Genomic DNA, 16,890 nt, shown 5'->3' on the forward strand with positions numbered 1-16,890 from the left:
ATAGATCGAAATTATCGATGTAAGAAGATGCGCGCCCTTGCCGACATGGACCTCAAGTTGCTGCGGGTCTTCACCACGATTGTGGAAAGCGGCGGGTTGGCGCCGGCACAGCTTACCCTCAACGTCAGCCAGTCGACGCTGTCGACGCAGCTGGCCGAGCTGGAAAAACGGCTGGGCTTTCGCCTCTGTCGCCGGGGCCGCGCGGGTTTCGCCCTGACAGACGCGGGCGAAAGACTTTATGCCGCGAGCGGCGATCTCTTTGCCGCTGTCGACCGTTTCCAGAAGGTGACGGACGGTGTCTCCGGCGAGATGCGGGGGACCTTACGCATCGGCACGGTCGACGCGATGCTGAGCAATCCGGCCTTCGACCTCCCTGCCCTGCTCGGCGCCTTTGCCGCCAAGGCACCATCAGTGGTCGTCGAGCTGTCGACCGATTCACCGGACGGCATGGCGCGCGCCGTGGCGGAAGGATTGCGCGATCTCGCCATCGGGCCCTTCGTGCGACCGACACGTGGCACCGGTTCCGAGATCGCCTTCCGGCCGCTGTTCAAAGAACGCCAGGCGATGTTTTGTGCCAAGGGACATCCGCTGTTCGGCCGGCGCAAAGTCGCCCTTGACGATGTGCGGCACCAGCCCTTCGTCGCGCGGCGCTATCTCAACCGCTATGATCTGGAAATTACTGGGCATATGAAGGCCGCTGCCATCGTCGAGCAGATGGAGGCGCAGGCGGCCTTGATCCTGTCGGGGAAGTTCATCGGCTTCCTGCCAATTCATTACGCGGCCCTCATCGGAGGCGACGGGCGGCTGCAGAAGCTGCCGCTGGGTCCAGCGGGGGAATATGAATCGCCCTTCTACCTGCTGCACAAGAAACATGCCGAGGATAATGTGGTGCTACGCTCGTTCCTCAACCGTGTCGACGAGCAATTGAAAAAGGACGGATGATGAGCCATGCCCCAGCTTCCGGCCTGTGGCCGGTTTTCGCGGAATATTTCGTGGGTGCGACCTTCACCGACCTGACCCACGCCTTCTTCCCGGGACAGCCGAAATTTCCCGACTTCCCGGACGAGGAACGCCGCCCGCTGCAGGATTATGCATTGGGCCACGATTGCCAGGTGCATCTTTACACCCATGTCGGGCAATGGGGCACGCATGTCGATCCGCCGGTCCATTACATCAAAGGAGGCCGCACGCTCGATGCCATTCCACCAGCCGAGATGCTGCTGCCGCTCGTCATTCTGGATATCTCGGCACGGGTTGCCGACGATCCCGATGCCACGCCGACCTTGGACGATATCGCCCTCTGGGAGAAATCGTTCGGCCCTATCCCGGCTGGCGCGTTCGTGGCACTGCGCACCGACTGGTCGAAGCGCTGGCCCGATGCCGCGCGGATGCAGAACCGCGACGGCAACGGTTTGTCACATTGTCCCGGCTGGTCACGCGACGTTTTGGAGACGCTGATCGAGAGGCGGCAGGTGCGCGCCATCGGCCATGAGCAACTGGATACCGATCCTGGCCTCGCTGTTTCGCGCGGCGACGACAGTCTGGAGCGCTATGTGCTGGCGCAGGACCGGTGGCAGATCGAGATGCTGACAAACCTGGATCAAGTTCCGGCTTGCGGCGCCCTCATCATGGCAAGCTGGCCCAAACCCAAGGAAGGGTCCGGCTTTCCGGCGCGCGCCATTGCCATCCATCGCTGAAATTGCCAGCGCCCCTCGTGCGGGCTAGAAAGGCGCTGTCATCCGATTGCGAGAGTGACCTTTCATGGCCGACATTTCCCCGCACATCCGCGCCGCCCAGATCCTGATCCCCTGTACCGATCTTGCCGCCGAGCTTCGCTTTTTCACCGGCACGCTGGGCTTCAAGGTCGCCATGATCATGCCGGCGGATTCACCGACGCTGGCCGTCGTCACCGGGCACGGCATTGCCTTGCGCCTGGAGAAGCGTGCCGCCAGCGGCAACCAATCGCCGCTGACGCTGCACCTGCTGTGCGACCGCGCGGCACTCCCCGCCGGCACGCCGGACGAATTGACGGCGCCGGGCGGAACCAAGGTACAGCTTGCTGATGCGATCCGCCCGCTGATGGTGCCGGAAGGCACCGCCGAATTCGTGCTGTCGCGCGGCGGCAAGGAAGCCTGGGGCACGGGCCGCGCCGGCATGCAATATCGCGACCTGATCCCAAGCCGGCTGGGCGGCCGCTTCATCGCCTCGCACATCCGTATCCCGGACGGCGGGCCGGTGCCGGACTACGTCCATTTCCACAAGATCCGTTTCCAGATGATCTTCTGCAAGGCTGGCTGGGTGAAGGTCGTCTATGAGGACCAGGGCGAGCCCTTCATCATGGAAGCCGGCGATTGCGTACTGCAGCCGCCGGAGATCCGCCACCGGGTGCTGGAAGCATCACCCGGTCTGGAAGTGATCGAGATCGGCTGTCCGGCGATTCACGAAACCCATGCCGACCAGAACATGACCTTGCCGACCGGCAGCGTCATTCCCGGACGCTATTACGGCGACCAGCGCTTCGTCCGCCACGTGGCGGCGAAAGCTGCGTGGTCGGATTGGCAAGGTTCGGATTTCCAGGCGCGGGATCTCGGCATCGGTGCCGCCACCGACGGTCTGGCCGGGGTCCATGTCGTCCGCGCACAAGAAGCGGCCCGGATGGATGCCCCTGCCCACGGCGGCGAATTCCTGTTCATGTTCGTGCTCAAGGGAACGCTGGAACTCAGCGCCGGCGGTCACGGACGGCATCAACTGACGGTCGGCGACAGCGTCTGCATTCCCGGCGATTGCGCCTTTGCGCTGTCGTCTGCCGCGGATACAGAATTTCTCGGCGTCCGCCTGCCGGGCTGAGGCTCGATCCGCGATACCTAAATTCCGTTTGTTCTTGCCACCCCTCTGATTTTAGGACAATTTTCAGCGGGGTGCTCTTTCGCGTTGGGTTGGGATGGGATTGGAATCGGACGTCGAGTTCCGCTTGCTTGGGATGCCGGAACTGGCGCGGCCTAGTGGTAACGTTGTGTTCCCGGCAAAGGGATTTCAGCTTCTCGCCTTGCTGGCGCGGGCACCGGCGAAGCGTTTGCCGCGCAAGGAAATCGCCGCCCTGCTGTGGGACAGTGAGAGCGAAGCGGTGGCGCTCGGCAATCTGCGCCAGCTGCTGACACGGGTGCGCAAAGCGAGCCAGCCGGAAAGCGACCTCATCGAAGCGGACGCGAAATCGGTGGCACTGGGGCACGGCGCGGCACTCATCGACCTCATTTTATTCGAGATCACCAGCCGCTCCGGGTCTCCTGAACAGGCGCTGCGCGGCCTGCTGCTGTTTCGTGGCGATCTGCTCGATGGGATCGGCGAGGCAACTGATTCCTTCCAGCATTGGCTGATCGTCGAGCGCGCGGCGCTGCGTGACCGTTTCTTTGCCGCCGCCAGCGCCATCCTGCTTGAATTGACGCGGTTCGGGCGCGCCTCGGAGCAGGATCTGCGCCTTATCGCCGACCGCATGCTGGCAATTGAACCGGAACGGGAAGCCAGCTATCGCAGCCTGATCGAGGCCTTCGGCCGCAACGGCATGTTTGCGGAAGCCGAACGGCTCTACCACGCGCTCATCGTCATGCTGGAGCGCGAGTTCGGCACTCCACCGCAGCCCGAAACGGCCGCCTTGGTACGGCGCGTCCTGGCGGGACGCCACCATGCCGCGGGCGAGGGACACCCGCAGCCGCGTGCCAGGAACCTGCCGCGCGTGGCGTTCCTGGCACCGAAATGGATCTCGCCACCCACGACCGCATATGAGGCACCCTTGCTCATGGCGCTGGTCGAGGACATCGCCAACGAACTTGCGCGCTACCGGTCCTTCGCCACCCTGGCGCCGCATTCGACATTCCAGCTGCGGCACGATTCCGGGTTGCCGGAAGACAATTCCATCCTCAGGGCCGATTTCACCGTCAGCGGATTCATCAAGCCGGGCGCGCGCGCGCAGGTGATGGCACTGCGCATGGCCGATTGCGCCAACGGCGAAATCCTGTGGAGCGGCGAATTTTCGTTCCGCGCCGAAGACCTGGTGCGCTCGTTCCGCCTCCTCGCGCTGCAGGTGGCAACGGCGGTCGCGGCCTCGGTCGAGCGGCATCTTCTCGACGCCATGCGGCGGGACGGCAACAGCAGCGCCTATTTCCACTATCTCGACGGGCAGAACCAGTTGAAGAACTGCGACCTGCCGATGCTGCGGCGGGCGCGGCGCTGCTTTCAGCAGGCGACCGAACTCAATGGCGGCATGGCGCTGGCACATGCGCGCATCGCCCAGACGCTTTATCTCGAATGGATTTCTCTGGGCGGAGACGATCCGGACCTGCTGCGGCGCGCGCGGCAGACCGCCGAGAATGCCATCGCGATCGATCCTGGCGCGGGCTTTGCGCATTTGATGTCGGCGACCGTCGCCCTCTATCAACGCGACTATGACAAATCGGCCGAGAAATTCGCCGAAGCGGAGAGCCTCAACCCGAATTCCGCCGATCTTCTCGTGCAATATGCCGATGCCCTCTCCTCCTTTGGCGACAATGAAGCGGGCTGGAAGATGTTCCAGCGCGCGATCGACCTCAACCCGATGGCGCCGGATCATTATTGGTGGGCGGGCGCCAGCATCGCCTTCAACAGCGCCAACTATGCAAGCTCGATAGAGCTTTGCGACCGCATGGAGAATTGGAAGCCCGCCGTGCGCCTGTTGGCGGCGAGCCATGCCTTGTCGGGCAATCTGGAAGCGGCGCAGGAATATGGCCGGCATATCCGTGAAATCTATCCCGATAGACCGGCGCGCGAGAAAGTCGACCACTCGCCATTGAAGGACGATGCCGTCCGCAAACGCTTCGAGGAAGGCCTGCGGCTGGCGGGCGTCTGACGACGCGACGATCAAGGCTCAAAAAACGAGAATGGAAATGGACCAGGAGCATCAACCGCCGCTGCGGCGCGCGGGCAAGAGCCGAGGCAAGGGAAAGCCCAACCCGATCGACATTCATGTCGGCCGCCGGCTGCATACCAGGCGCACGCAGCTGGGGCTCAGCCAGGAGCGGTTGGCGAAGGCGATCGGACTCACTTTCCAGCAGATCCAGAAGTACGAGACCGGCATCAACCGGGTGAGCTCAAGCCGCCTGTTTGATCTGGCTCGTGCCCTTGAAATCGACGTCACTTACTTCTTCAGCGGCATCGAGAACGGGCTTGCCGATGCCGTCGGCGCCGTGCCGTTGGTCCCTACCAACGAGGGCGATCCACTGGAACAGCGCGAGACGATCGAACTGGTGCGCGCCTATTACCGGATCAAGAATGTCCGCGTGCGCCGACAATTGGTCGAACTGGCGCGGAGCCTTGGCAAGGAGCGTTGAATCCGGCCTTCCTTCCACCGGCCATCACGGCGCGCCCTGCGCCCAGCCAAGTTCGTGGTCGATGTAATTGAGCATGTTGAGCGTCGTCGGCACGTCCGCACCTCTGCGCGCCAGCTTTGCCGCCGTTTCCGCAAGCGAGCGCACCTGCGGCAGGTCAGTACAATCGCCGCAGAGATAATCGGCATAGGCGGGGCCACCAACCAAGGCCGAACGCACGAGGCTGTGCCGCTCGTCGAGCCAACGCAGACGCGCGCCGAGATCACCAATCCGATCCAGATCGTTGCGCGCCCGATCGATCTCGTCGCTCAAGGCCCGCGACGTGACCTGATAGGCGGTCCGCAGCGCCTTCAATGCCTTCAGTTGATGTTCCGCCTGATCGATGGCCGAACCAGCGCGTGCGCCGGTCCTGTTCTTTCTTGCACCCGTCATCGCTACCCCACGCATAAACCCTGAACTGCTGGTCGGTCCGGTGCCGTTGCTCTTCCGGCGACCGGGGCGACCCTGCAGTCTCTTTAGGCGCAGGGGCGTGACACGGGCGTGAATCGAATGAATTCAGATGGGGCGGCGCGCAAGCCGATCAGGACTGCGTCGCAATCTCACGCAATGCGCGCTCGAACACCTCGATCGGCTGCCCGCCGGAGATGAGATATTTCTCGTTGATGACAATCGCCGGCACGGCATGGATGCCCTGCTGCCGGTAATAGGCCTGCTCGGCACGGACATCGGCGGCGAAAGTATCGTCGGCCAGTATCTGCCGGGCCGCCGCCGGGTCGAGCCCGACCGAGCCGGCGATGCGGACCAAGGTCTCGCGGTCCGACATGTTCTCGCCATCGGTGAAATAGGCCTTGAACATCGCGTGCTTCAAGGCCGATTGCTTGCCCTCGCCAAGCGCCCAATGCAGCAGGCGATGGGCGTCGAAGGTGTTGTAGATGCGGCTTGCCTCGTTCATGCGCATCTCGAAGCCGAGGCTGCCGGCACGTTCGCGGATCATCGCCCGGGTCTCGGCCGATTGCTCCGGGGTCGATCCATATTTCTCGCCGATATGCTCGACGATATTCTGCCCCTCCGGCCCCATATGCGGGTTGAGTTCGAAGGGAAGGAAACGGATGTCAGCCTCGATCTCCCCGGCGAGGTGCGACAGCGCCGTCTCGAGCGCCCGCAGGCCGATGACACACCAGGGACAAGAAACGTCGGAAACGAAATCGATCTTCATTTTGTCGGTCACGATCAATACCTCTTTCATTTCATGCCTGGCGCCAATTAGCGGGCGCGGGCGATCATCTCGGTGGGCACGATCAGCCCCTGCTCCAACGCCGCCATGACGTTCTTCAAGCGCGCCTCAGCGCCTCCCGGCATGAACTCATAGGTTCCCAGCGAGACGCGCCCGCCCGCTTGACCAAAAGACTGCCTCAGCTTTGATTGGTCGACATAGACAACCGTCCGCCGCTGGTATGGGTCACCTGATAGTGCGCGTCCGCCTGATAGTCCGCATAGAGATTCCGGCCATCTCCTCTCCAAACTCAATGTATCGCGCCCCCGCTCGACCGACCTCAGCTTGACGATCCTCAGGACTGGCGCGACCTACCGCCCTGGTCAAAATCTTGCTGGATATCAGTCAGACGCTCCTCCGCCGGCCGTACGTCGAACCTGATGAAGTCTGCATCAACGAACCATCATAACCTCTCCGCAGTCGTAGGCGTAGATTCACGACTCCTCTCTTACAATGATATCTCGTTCACGCTGAAAGATCGGCAGTATCGAGGGATCGCGATCATAGAAACGCTCTGCAAAATCGGGAGCTTGCCACGTTGCTGGTGACACGCCTATAGCCGACGATTCATGAATCCAGACTCTCCAGTTTGAAGGTACGATTGTACTTACGACCTCAAAACATTCGGCTTCATGGCTAACCATGTTCGGCCATTCGCCTTCGTGCTCATTGCCGACAATTGCATAGCTACGTTTACCGTCCTGATCGATGAATATCGACAATACATTATATACTTGGCCGACCTTCAACCAAGGTGAGGTATTCACCTCACGACCACCTGAATCGATCAATCGGATACATTTCACTTTCATTTCGCAACTCCCGACAAACTATTGAATACAGACTTGCAATCAAGGCCATAGAGTACTTTGCCATGTCCGTCGGCAGAGTATTTGAGACTTTGTTGGTCGTGATTTGACGGAGTATCCGGCTCATCGGTTGTTGAGTTTAAGCAGCGGCGTTTAGGTGTTGCAAGCGTCGTTGGGTGATGGTGTCATGCTTGATCCTTCCCCGTTGTTCGATGATAGCTTGGCCGCGGCCGAAGTAGACATCGGCGGGCGTCAGATTGTTGATGCTCTCGTGGTAACGCTGGTGATTGTAGTGATCGACGAAGGCATCGATTTTGGGCTCGAGCGCCCCCGGCAGGTAGTAGTTCTCCAGCAGAATGCGGTTCTTCAGGGTTTCGTGCCAGAGCTCGGTCTTGCCCTGTGTCTGCGGGTCATAGGGCGCACCGCGCGTGTGCGGCATGCCCTTGCGTTCCAGCCAGGTAGCCAGATCGGCCAAGGTGTAGCTCGACCCATGTCCGACAGCAGCCGTGGCTGGTGCCTGACCTTGGCCCGGCCGCAGCCCGAGGCGATGAGCGCCAGGTTGAGAGTGTCGGTCACATCCTAGGCTTTCATGGTGGTGCAAAGCTTCCAGGCGATGATGTAGCGGGAGTAGTCATCCAGCACCGTCGAGAGATAATACCAGCCCAGCCAATCACCTTCAGATAGGTAAAGTCGGTCTGCCAAAGCTGGTTGGGCACCGTGGTCAGGTCCTGGAAGCTGTCGGCGGCCTTCAAGAGCCGATAAACCGATGCCTTCGAGACGAAGTAGCGCCTGGTGTCGGTGAAGCGGATCGCCAGTTCCCGGGGCGATAGTTCCGGTGCCTCTAGCGCGAGGTCGATCCGTATTTCTCGACGATATTCTGCCCCTCCGGCCCCATATGCGGATTGAGTTCGAAGGGAAGGAAACGGATGTCGGCCTCGATCTCCCCGGCGAGGTGCGACAGCGCCGTCTCGAGCGCCCGCAGGCCGATGACACACCAGGGACAAGAAACGTCGGAAACGAAATCGATCTTCATTCTGCTGGTCACGATCAATACCTCTTTCATTTCATGCCTGCCGCCAATTAGCGGGCGCGGGCGATCATCTCGGTGGGCACGATCAGCCCCTGCTCCAACGCCGCCATGACGTTCTTCAAGCGCACGTCAGCGGCCTCGCCCATGATCAGATGGAGGCCCAGGCGTGGCCTGCCCTCGGCTGCATTCCTCTCGCGCATCGCGGCGGCCAGTTCCCGCACGAAGGTCGACCGGTCACGTTCGCCCACGATCTCGAATCCGGCCGCAGCCAGCGTCTCACGATAGAGCTCCGGTGGTGCCGCGGCCGACGCGGCGGGATCGGCCGCCCAGGGCATCGGGTAGGTCAGCTTGGTGGGGTCGGGCGCCATGACGTCATAGACCACAAAACGACCGCCGGGTTTCAGGACGCGATGCGCCTCCGCGAAGAGGCGCGCCTTGTCGGCGATGTTCATGCCGACATGGATCAGCATCGCCGCATCGAACGTCGCCGGCGCGAACGGCTGGGCCAGCGCGCTCGCGATCTTGAAGTCGACGCGCTCGGTCAGGCCGCAGCGGCGCGTGAGGTCCCGTGCCAACGCCACGAATTGCGGGGTGAGGTCGATGCCGCTGACATGGCAGCCGCCATGCACCGCCATAAAGCGTGCCGGTCCACCGATCCCGCAGCCGATATCCAGCAGGCGCTCTCCGGGCTGCAATTCCAGCACTTCCGCCAGCGCCTTGGTTTGCTCCCGCCAGCCGAGATGGAATTCGTCGACCGCGGCGAGATCATCGATCGTCAGCCGGTCGATATCCTTACCTGCCTCGCTGAGTGCCGCCAGGACGCGCCGTGACAGCGCGTCGTCGCCGTAATGTTGCTGTACCCGATCTTCAAGGTTCATGGCGCGAGCCTCCCGTTCGGTGGGGTCAACAGCATGCACCTGTTCAAGCGCCCGCCAAACGTTCAATATATTTATCATGTTGATTAAAATCTTGACCACAAAGCGTGGCTTCTCTATATCAGCGCCAACCTACAACAATCCCTGTTGATCTGGAGAGGGCGGCAATGCGGACCATCAATCATTTCATCGGCGGCAAGGAAGTGGCGGGTACATCGGGCCGCACCTCCGACGTGTTCAACCCGGCGACCGGCGAGGTTCAGGCCAAGGTCCATCTGGCGACCGCCCAGGAAGTCGACGCCGCCGTGAAGAACGCCCAGGCCGCGTTCCCGGGCTGGGCCAACACGCCGCCGCTCACCCGCGCCCGCATCATGTTCAAGTTCAAGCAGCTCGCCGAAGACAATGCCGACAAGATCGTCGCCATGATCACGGCCGAGCATGGCAAGGTCCTCTCGGACGCGCGCGGTGAATTCACCCGCGGCCTCGAAGTGATCGAGTTCGCCTGCGGTGCGCCGCAGCTCCTCAAGGGCGAGTTCTGCGAAAACGTCGGCACCAATGTCGACAGCTGGTCTGTGCGCCAGCCCTTGGGCGTCGTCGCCGGCATCACGCCGTTCAACTTCCCGGCCATGGTGCCGATGTGGATGTTCCCGACCGCCCTCGTCGCCGGCAATTGCTTCATCTTGAAGCCCTCCGAGCGCGACCCCTCGGTCTCGTTGATGGTGGCCGACCTCCTCAAGAAGGCGGGGCTCCCCGATGGTGTCTTCAACGTCGTCCACGGCGACAAGGTCGCGGTCGATGCGCTCCTTACCCATCCCGGCATCGAAGCCATCAGCTTCGTCGGCTCGACGCCGATTGCCGAATACATCTACACGACAGGCACCGCGCACGGTAAGCGCGTCCAGGCACTGGGCGGCGCCAAGAACCACATGATCATCATGCCGGATGCCGACATGGACCAAGCCGCCGACGCCCTCATGGGTGCCGGATACGGTTCGGCCGGCGAGCGCTGCATGGCGATCTCGGTCGCCGTCGCGGTGGGCGACAAGGTCGGCGACACCATCGTCGACAAGCTGGCCCCGCGCGTACGCGGCATGAAGGTTGCGCCGGGCACCGACCCGGAAGCCGAAATGGGTCCGCTCGTCACCAAGCAGCATTATGAAAAAGTGAAGGGCTATGTCGACCAGGGCGTCAAGGAAGGCGCCAAGCTGGTGGTCGACGGCCGTACTTTGAAGCTGCAGGGTTACGAGAACGGCTATTTCCTCGGTGGCTGCCTGTTCGATCACGTCACCCCGGAAATGAAGATCTACAAGGAAGAGATTTTCGGCCCGGTCCTCTCTGTCGTCCGCGTCCCCGACTATGCTGCCGCGGTGAAGCTCATCAATGACCACGAATACGGCAACGGCACCGCGATCTTCACCCGCGATGGCGACGCCGCCCGCGACTTCACCTCGCGCATCAAGGTCGGCATGGTCGGCGTCAACGTGCCGATTCCGGTGCCGATGGCCTTCAACAGCTTCGGCGGCTGGAAGCGCTCGCTGTTCGGCGATCACCACATGCACGGCATGGAAGGCATCCGCTTCTTCACCAAGCTGAAGACGATCACCGGCCGCTGGCCGACCGGCATCCGTTCCGGCGCCGAATTCGTCATGCCGACCATGAAGTAAATCGCGCACCCGGATATCTTTTTATCCGCGGCCGGATCGGTTAAACCGATCCGGCCGTTTCCTTTTCGCGGAGTCGCCATGCCCCTCACCCCCTTCCTGCAGGATGCCTTTGTCCTGGCCCGCCGGCAGGGCTGGTCCCGGCGGCAGATCATGGCGGCGCTCACTGGCAGCGCGGCAGCAAGCCTGCTGCCAGGTACGAGCCGCGCCGCCGCCAAGGAACTGGTCTTCGCCACCTGGGGTGGGGATGAGATCAAGAGTCTGACCCGCGCCTTCGGCAAGAGCTACGAGGCCGCCAGCGGCTCGACCATCGTCTTCGACGGCACCGGGCCGACCGAAGGTGCCATCCGGACCTTGGTCGATTCCGGCGACGTCACCTGGGACGTCTGCGACGCCGACGGCTTCACGGCGCTGCGCTTAGGAGCCAGCGGTCATTTGAGCTCGATCGACTACAAGACCGTCGATCCCGCCAAGATCATGTCGCCCTTCGCCTTCACCCACGGCGCCGGCGGCTATACCTATTCCTACGTGCTGGCCTTCGACACGGAGCGGTTTGCCGAGCGCCCGCCGATGACGTGGAAGGACTTCTTCGACACCAAGCATTTTCCAGGTGGCCGCGCCGTCTACCGCTGGATGAACGGCGCCTTCGAAGCAGCGATGATGGCCGGTTCCGACAAACCGACCAATCCCTATCCCATCGATCTGACCACGGCCATCAACCGCATCGATCGCTTGAAGCCCAATCTGCAGACGTGGGAGAGCGGCGAGCAGGTGCATCAGATGTTCATCGACAAGACCATCTCGATGGCCTGCATCTGGCATACGCGCGCCGTGGCGCTGGCCAAGGAAACGGAAGGAAAGATCGCCTTCACCTGGGCCGGTGGGATCCTGCATCCAGGGGTCTGGGCGGTACCCAAGGGCAATCCGGCCGGGATCGACGCTTTCAAGCTGATCGCGCACATGCAGGATGCAGGCAGGCAAATCGATTTCACCAACCTGCAGCGTGTCGGCCCGGTCAACCCGGAAGCAACAGCAGCGATGCCGAAGGCATTGCGTGATTACGACCCAACCCAGCCGGAAAATCTGTCACAGCAAGTGGTGGTCGACAGCAAATGGTGGGCCGACAATTTCGACAAGGCCCGCACGGAATTCGCGGATATGCTGCAGCGGTCCTGATACCGGTCAGGACATCATATAGAAGACGATGCCGATGACCCCGAGCAGGAACGCGGCTATCCCAAGCGCCGCGGCGATCTGCCCTTCGCTCATCTTCTGCTTTGCCGGTTCATCCCAGCTCTGATAGCTCGGCATGCGCTTCTGCATGACGCCAAGCGACTCTCGGATGTTGGAGAGCGATGTGTTCGGTGCCACCGACATGGTCGCATGCGCGATACCGGCCTGCGCAGGCGAGATGCCGTGGCGACCGGCGACATTGGCCAGATCCTCGGCGATCGCGGCGCTGCTCTTCGATGGATCGTGCAGCAGGTTGTAGAGGCCGCGTGACGGATTGGACAGAATGCCTTCGTGGGCCGTGCCGGACAAAGTCTCGCCTACGCTACGCTCGAATGCGGCTATCTCCTCAGACCCCAGGGCGCTAAGCTTCTTGGCATCGCTCAATCCGCCAACCTCGATTGTGGTGAGATCGAGGGATGCCGATGCCTGAGACGCAGCCAGTTCGACCAGGCGCAGAAATTGGCCCTCGTCCGCCATCACAACGGGCAGATCGAGATCGTCGAGACCTTCTGCCCCACCGGTGTCGCGGGTGAACATCAGCCAATTGTCGTCCGCCGTACGCCCCGCCTGGGCTTCCATCGCATAGGAGCGCAGGCTCGTCGTCGTTTGCAATGAAACGAGGGCCGCCCGCTTGGCGCGCGGCCGGTTGAGTTGCCCCATGAAGCGGCGGAAATAGGAGCGCTCGTCGCTGGCAATGAACGAGAAGAAAGAGCGCCCGATGAGGCTCTGGAGATTGAGCCCCAAATGCTCGTTGCAGGCACCGCGGCCTTCCAGAATCCGACCGTCCTTATCCACCAGGAAGGACAATTCCCATGTGCCCTGCAAACTCATCGCCTACCCCGGCCATCTCGTGAAGTCGCACCGCACGCAAGCGCGGCAGCATTGAAACGATGGGCGCAACCATGCAGGAATAGGGTTGAAAGTTGGTTAATCGAACCTTTTGGATGGACCTCATGCCGGACGATCTCGCCTTTCTGACCGCGACCGAACTGGTGGCGCTCTACCGTGCCCGCAAACTGTCGCCGGTCGAAGCAACACGCGCGGCGCTGGACGGGATCGATCGCCACAACTCAAGCCTCAATTCCTATTGCTTTGTCGACCAAGACGGCGCGCTCGCAGCAGCGCGGGAGTCCGAGGCCCGCTGGCATCGCGGTGCACAATTGGGGCTGATCGACGGCGTGCCCGTTTCGGTGAAAGACCTTGTGCTCAGCAAAGGCATGCCGACACTGCGCGGATCGCGCCTGATCGACGCCACGCAGGAGTGGAACGTCGATGCGCCAAGCAGCGCGCGCCTGCGCGAACATGGCGGCATCATTCTCGGCAAGACGACAACACCCGAATTCGGCTGGAAGGGCGTTACTGATTCACCCCTCACCGGCATTACGCGCAACCCGTGGAACCCAAGCTTGACACCGGGTGGTTCGAGCGGCGGCGCTGCCGTCGCGGCGGCCACGGGTATGGGCGCCCTGCACATCGGCACCGATGGTGGCGGATCGATCCGCATTCCGGCGAGCTTCACGGGCATCGTCGGATTCAAGGCAACGTTCGGACGCGTGCCCGCTTTCCCGCTGTCACCCTTCGGCAGTCTGGCCAATGTCGGACCGATGACCCGCACTGTGGCCGATGCGGCACTGATGTTCTCGGTCATCTCGCGCCCGGATCCGCGCGACTGGTACGCCTTGCCGGTGGAGCCCGCCGATTTTCACGAAACCCTCAACGGCAACATCGCCGGATGGCGTATCGCCTATGCACCGAGCCTTGCCGGAGAAGCCGTCGATCCGGAAGTAGGCGCCTGCGTTGCCAAGGCCGCCCTCGTCTTCGAAGCGCTGGGCGCCAAGGTCGAGCAAGTGGACCATGTGCTTGAAGCGAGCCTGGCGACGTTCCAGGCGCATTGGTTTGCCGGGGCCGCCTTCCTCGTCAACCAGTTCCCGGCAGATAAGCAGGCGCTGCTCGATCCGGGCCTCGCTGCCATTGTCGATATGGGGCGCCGCATTTCGCTGATGGAGCATATGGCGGCAGTAAAAGCGCGGGAGGCGATGGGGACGGCGATGAACCAGTTCCACCAGCGCTTCGATCTGCTGCTGACGCCGACCATGCCCATACCGGCCTTTGCCGCTGGCCTCGATTTCCCGGATCAGGACCGGCACAGGCAATGGTCCGACTGGACACCCTTCACCTACCCGTTCAACCTCACCCGCCAACCCGCCATCTCGGTCCCCTGCGGCCTCACCGCAGCCGGCCTTCCGATCGGTCTCCAAATCATAGGGCCGCTCTATGGTGATCGCGCGGTCCTCAATGCAGCGCGCGCTTTCGAACAGGGACGCCCCTTTCAGCGGCCAAATCTTTCAAAGGCTTAGGACGCGCGTTGCAGGTGACAATCAGCCGCATGGCGGCTTCGCCAGTCATAGGTATGGTTTAGTGAAATAGTGGGTTAAAGGACTTTTGCTCATGGACACCTTGGATACGTCGACGAACTGGCGCACGGCTCTGCTGCGCGGTTGGCGGCGCAAGTGCCCGCGCTGCGGCGAGGGCGCCATGTTTCGCGGCTATTTGTCGATCGCCGAGCAATGCTCGCATTGCGACCTGCCGTTCGAGCCGCTGCGTGCCGATGATGCACCCGCCTATTTCACCATCGCGATCGTCGGGCATGTCGTCGTTCCTGGCCTGCTGGCGCTGGAAACCTATGCGCATCCGCCCAGCTGGGTGCAGGCGGCGATCTGGATGCCGGTGACGTTGTTCATGACGCTGGGTCTGCTGCCCTTTATCAAGGGCGCCGTCATGGCCGTGATCTATTCGTCGAACGCCGAGACCTGAGCGGCGGCCTGCGCCGCGAGCTACAGTGCCTCGCGGTGCCAACCCTGCACCCAGCCCTCGATCTCTTCACCGGGCATCGGTCTGGCGACATGATAGCCTTGCATCTCGTCGCAGCCGAGGTCGCTGAGCAGCTGCCAATCGTCCTGGCTTTCGACGCCCTCGGCCACCGTCTTCAGCCCCAGGTGTCGCGCCAGCTTCAGTGAATATTCCAGCACGCCGAAGAATTGCGGCTGGTCGAAGACGCCCGTTACCAGCGCCTGATCGATCTTCACTTCGGTGAACGGGGTCCGCGCCAATTGTTCGGGCGTTCCCATGCCGGTGCCGAAATCGTCGATCGACAGGCCGAATCCTTTGATGCGCAGTCTGGCGAGGGCTTCGAGCGAGGCCGCGCTGTCGGTGATGGCCGCGGATTCGGTCACTTCCAGCACGATACGTTCATGCGGCACCTGATGCTGATGCGCCAGATCGGCGATCCGCTCCGGCAGACCCGGCTGGTTGAGGCCATTTTCCGTGAGATTGACCGAGACCGCGATGTCGATGCCGCTGTCGCGCCAGATGCGCGCCCAGCTGATCGACTTTTCCAGCACGACATCGGTAATGCCGTCGATGAGGCCCGTGCGGTCGGCCAGCGGAATGAACGCGCCGGGCGACACCAGCCCGCGATCCGGATGCCGCCAGCGGATTAGGGCCTCGACGGCGGTGACGCCACCATCCTCGCGTCGCACGCGCGGCTGGAAATGCGGAACGAACTGCTTGTCGGCGATGGCGTGACGCAGATCCTCGACCGTGACATGCACCGATCGCGGCTTCAGCAATGGGGCAGCCGCGCGCCGCGCCACCAGGCGCACGATCAGCGGCCGCAGGCTTTCCGGGCTGATGGGGCGCCTGACGTGACCGGCAAATTCGATGCCAAATCCGCGCGCCATCGTCTCGATCGAGCGGATGATCGACTCTTCGAGAGCCGAGGCGATGACGAGATGTTCGACCAACCGTCGCTCGGCAACGCGGCGCACGAATTCGACACCGTCCAGACTGTCGTCCTTTGCGGCCTTGATGTCGGTGATGACCAGATCGACCGGGCGGTCCTGCGCTTCGAGGATCGTCATCGCATGCAGCGGGCTTTCGGCCTCGAGCACTTCCCCCGCGCCGCTGTCGCGCACCATTTTCGCCGCCATGCGGCGCGTGATGTTCTGCTCGTCGATGATGAGAACGCGCAACCTTCAACCCCTTACGGCATCCCGAACTGCCGGCCGGCCCGCGCGGCCTGCCACCGCCACGCGCCGCAATCAGCCTTTCGGCTCAAAGATCACGTACCACTTCTTCACGGCTTCCACTGTCTCCCAGGTACCAGTGAAGCCTTTAGGAATGATGAAGGCGTCACCGGTGACGAATGTCTCGGCAACCCCATCGGCATTGGTCAGGATCACTTTCCCGGCCAGAATGGCGCAAAATTCCTCTTCGCCGTAACTGACCTGCCATTTGCCGGGCGAGGCTTCCCAGATGCCGGCGAAGAACTGGCCGCTCGTGTCGGTATAATAGTTCTGCAGCTTGGTGCTGGGATTGCCGCTGACGACATTGCCGGGCTTGCCGGTCTCCACGGCGGGCGGATTGCTGCCGAAACGGATCAATTTGACGCTCATTCGAATTCCCCCAATTTGCATAGTGCATTTCTAACATCAAACCGGCTTCCGTCGCCAGCTTGGCAAGCTCATGGCCAGGCGATACGCCGACAAGGCAAACATCGTCATTCGGCAGTGCAAAACACCCTTGCGTGCGAAAGCGCGAGCAAAAACCGGTGCGTGAAAGCATGGCTGATCCGCGCTGAGAGATTTTGACCT

The 16,890-nt window shown here is 62.3% G+C and carries 16 protein-coding genes and 2 pseudogenes; 9 read left to right on the top strand and 9 right to left on the bottom strand.

Annotation, left to right across the window (positions count from 1 at the left end):
- Nucleotides 1-27 precede the first annotated feature (27 nt).
- From ACE3PP_RS01590 to ACE3PP_RS01610, 5 genes are all read left to right on the top strand, one after another.
- Entirely contained in the window at nt 28-942 is a 915-nt protein-coding gene (locus ACE3PP_RS01590) for a LysR family transcriptional regulator (RefSeq protein ID WP_374377423.1), read from the top strand.
- Nucleotides 939-1,697: a cyclase family protein gene (locus ACE3PP_RS01595; RefSeq protein WP_374377424.1), complete on the top strand. Its 759-nt coding sequence runs from the start codon at nt 939-941 to the stop codon at nt 1,695-1,697. Before ACE3PP_RS01590 ends, ACE3PP_RS01595 begins: the two co-directional genes overlap by 4 nt.
- Nucleotides 1,698-1,761: 64 nt before the next feature.
- Nucleotides 1,762-2,847, top strand: coding sequence for a hypothetical protein (locus ACE3PP_RS01600; protein WP_374377425.1), 1,086 nt, complete (start codon nt 1,762-1,764; stop codon nt 2,845-2,847).
- A 100-nt stretch (nt 2,848-2,947) separates the two neighbouring features.
- Entirely contained in the window at nt 2,948-4,879 is a 1,932-nt protein-coding gene (locus ACE3PP_RS01605) for a BTAD domain-containing putative transcriptional regulator (protein ID WP_374377426.1), read from the top strand.
- Nucleotides 4,880-4,916: 37 nt separating this feature from the next.
- The gene (locus ACE3PP_RS01610; protein ID WP_374377427.1) at nt 4,917-5,360 is read left to right on the top strand and encodes a helix-turn-helix domain-containing protein; all 444 of its coding nucleotides are present in this window, start codon (nt 4,917-4,919) and stop codon (nt 5,358-5,360) included.
- Between the two features lie 24 nt (nt 5,361-5,384).
- Here the strand turns inward: ACE3PP_RS01610 and ACE3PP_RS01615 are convergent, their stop codons facing one another.
- The 6 genes and pseudogenes from ACE3PP_RS01615 to ACE3PP_RS01640 form a co-directional block, all read right to left on the bottom strand.
- The gene (locus ACE3PP_RS01615; RefSeq protein WP_374377428.1) at nt 5,385-5,789 is read right to left on the bottom strand and encodes a hypothetical protein; all 405 of its coding nucleotides are present in this window, start codon (nt 5,787-5,789) and stop codon (nt 5,385-5,387) included.
- A gap of 148 nt (nt 5,790-5,937) precedes the next feature.
- Nucleotides 5,938-6,585 carry a DsbA family oxidoreductase gene (locus ACE3PP_RS01620; protein WP_374377429.1) on the bottom strand — a complete coding sequence of 216 codons (648 nt, stop codon included), beginning with the start codon at nt 6,583-6,585 and terminating at the stop codon, nt 5,938-5,940.
- A gap of 479 nt (nt 6,586-7,064) precedes the next feature.
- On the bottom strand, nt 7,065-7,442 hold the full coding sequence (locus ACE3PP_RS01625) for a hypothetical protein (RefSeq protein WP_374377430.1): 378 nt from the start codon (nt 7,440-7,442) through the stop codon (nt 7,065-7,067).
- A 136-nt stretch (nt 7,443-7,578) separates the two neighbouring features.
- Nucleotides 7,579-8,354: pseudogene (locus tag ACE3PP_RS01630) on the bottom strand (DDE-type integrase/transposase/recombinase); the annotation flags it as partial.
- Between the two features lie 31 nt (nt 8,355-8,385).
- A pseudogene (locus ACE3PP_RS01635) lies at nt 8,386-8,502 on the bottom strand (hypothetical protein); the annotation flags it as partial.
- 17 nt (nt 8,503-8,519) lie between these two features.
- Nucleotides 8,520-9,347, bottom strand: a complete 828-nt coding sequence (locus ACE3PP_RS01640; RefSeq protein WP_374377431.1) for a class I SAM-dependent methyltransferase — start codon at nt 9,345-9,347, stop codon at nt 8,520-8,522.
- 164 nt (nt 9,348-9,511) lie between these two features.
- On the opposite strand from ACE3PP_RS01640, the gene ACE3PP_RS01645 reads away from it, so the two are divergent.
- Nucleotides 9,512-11,008 (top strand): CoA-acylating methylmalonate-semialdehyde dehydrogenase, encoded by a 1,497-nt coding sequence (locus ACE3PP_RS01645; protein WP_374377432.1) that lies wholly within the window; start codon nt 9,512-9,514, stop codon nt 11,006-11,008.
- A 78-nt stretch (nt 11,009-11,086) separates the two neighbouring features.
- On the top strand, nt 11,087-12,181 hold the full coding sequence (locus ACE3PP_RS01650) for an extracellular solute-binding protein (protein ID WP_374377433.1): 1,095 nt from the start codon (nt 11,087-11,089) through the stop codon (nt 12,179-12,181).
- A 6-nt stretch (nt 12,182-12,187) separates the two neighbouring features.
- Here the strand turns inward: ACE3PP_RS01650 and ACE3PP_RS01655 are convergent, their stop codons facing one another.
- On the bottom strand, nt 12,188-13,069 hold the full coding sequence (locus tag ACE3PP_RS01655) for a PAS domain-containing protein (RefSeq protein ID WP_374377434.1): 882 nt from the start codon (nt 13,067-13,069) through the stop codon (nt 12,188-12,190).
- Nucleotides 13,070-13,191: 122 nt separating this feature from the next.
- On the opposite strand from ACE3PP_RS01655, the gene ACE3PP_RS01660 reads away from it, so the two are divergent.
- Nucleotides 13,192-14,595: an amidase gene (locus ACE3PP_RS01660; RefSeq protein ID WP_374377435.1), complete on the top strand. Its 1,404-nt coding sequence runs from the start codon at nt 13,192-13,194 to the stop codon at nt 14,593-14,595.
- Nucleotides 14,596-14,686: 91 nt separating this feature from the next.
- Nucleotides 14,687-15,052 (top strand): DUF983 domain-containing protein, encoded by a 366-nt coding sequence (locus ACE3PP_RS01665; RefSeq protein ID WP_374377436.1) that lies wholly within the window; start codon nt 14,687-14,689, stop codon nt 15,050-15,052.
- A gap of 20 nt (nt 15,053-15,072) precedes the next feature.
- On the opposite strand, the gene ACE3PP_RS01670 is transcribed toward ACE3PP_RS01665, so the two are convergent.
- Nucleotides 15,073-16,269 carry an EAL domain-containing protein gene (locus tag ACE3PP_RS01670; protein WP_374377437.1) on the bottom strand — a complete coding sequence of 399 codons (1,197 nt, stop codon included), beginning with the start codon at nt 16,267-16,269 and terminating at the stop codon, nt 15,073-15,075.
- 69 nt (nt 16,270-16,338) lie between these two features.
- Nucleotides 16,339-16,692 carry a cupin domain-containing protein gene (locus tag ACE3PP_RS01675; protein WP_374377438.1) on the bottom strand — a complete coding sequence of 118 codons (354 nt, stop codon included), beginning with the start codon at nt 16,690-16,692 and terminating at the stop codon, nt 16,339-16,341.
- Nucleotides 16,693-16,890 lie beyond the last annotated feature (198 nt).

The organism is Dongia sp. (assembly GCF_041910485.1).
Taxonomy (GTDB): Bacteria; Pseudomonadota; Alphaproteobacteria; order Dongiales; family Dongiaceae; genus Dongia.

What these genes read in the sequence shown, in the direction of transcription:
- ACE3PP_RS01615 (WP_374377428.1), bottom strand. Translation starts at nt 5,789, where the DNA reads ATGACGGGTGCAAGAAAGAACAGGACCGGCGCACGCGCTGGTTCGGCC.
- ACE3PP_RS01675 (WP_374377438.1), bottom strand. Translation starts at nt 16,692, where the DNA reads ATGAGCGTCAAATTGATCCGTTTCGGCAGCAATCCGCCCGCCGTGGAG.
- ACE3PP_RS01625 (WP_374377430.1), bottom strand. Translation starts at nt 7,442, where the DNA reads ATGAAAGTGAAATGTATCCGATTGATCGATTCAGGTGGTCGTGAGGTG.
- ACE3PP_RS01650 (WP_374377433.1), top strand. Translation starts at nt 11,087, where the DNA reads ATGCCCCTCACCCCCTTCCTGCAGGATGCCTTTGTCCTGGCCCGCCGG.
- ACE3PP_RS01595 (WP_374377424.1), top strand. Translation starts at nt 939, where the DNA reads ATGATGAGCCATGCCCCAGCTTCCGGCCTGTGGCCGGTTTTCGCGGAA.
- ACE3PP_RS01600 (WP_374377425.1), top strand. Translation starts at nt 1,762, where the DNA reads ATGGCCGACATTTCCCCGCACATCCGCGCCGCCCAGATCCTGATCCCC.
- ACE3PP_RS01640 (WP_374377431.1), bottom strand. Translation starts at nt 9,347, where the DNA reads ATGAACCTTGAAGATCGGGTACAGCAACATTACGGCGACGACGCGCTG.
- ACE3PP_RS01610 (WP_374377427.1), top strand. Translation starts at nt 4,917, where the DNA reads ATGGACCAGGAGCATCAACCGCCGCTGCGGCGCGCGGGCAAGAGCCGA.
- ACE3PP_RS01655 (WP_374377434.1), bottom strand. Translation starts at nt 13,069, where the DNA reads ATGAGTTTGCAGGGCACATGGGAATTGTCCTTCCTGGTGGATAAGGAC.
- ACE3PP_RS01660 (WP_374377435.1), top strand. Translation starts at nt 13,192, where the DNA reads ATGCCGGACGATCTCGCCTTTCTGACCGCGACCGAACTGGTGGCGCTC.
- ACE3PP_RS01665 (WP_374377436.1), top strand. Translation starts at nt 14,687, where the DNA reads ATGGACACCTTGGATACGTCGACGAACTGGCGCACGGCTCTGCTGCGC.
- ACE3PP_RS01645 (WP_374377432.1), top strand. Translation starts at nt 9,512, where the DNA reads ATGCGGACCATCAATCATTTCATCGGCGGCAAGGAAGTGGCGGGTACA.
- ACE3PP_RS01590 (WP_374377423.1), top strand. Translation starts at nt 28, where the DNA reads ATGCGCGCCCTTGCCGACATGGACCTCAAGTTGCTGCGGGTCTTCACC.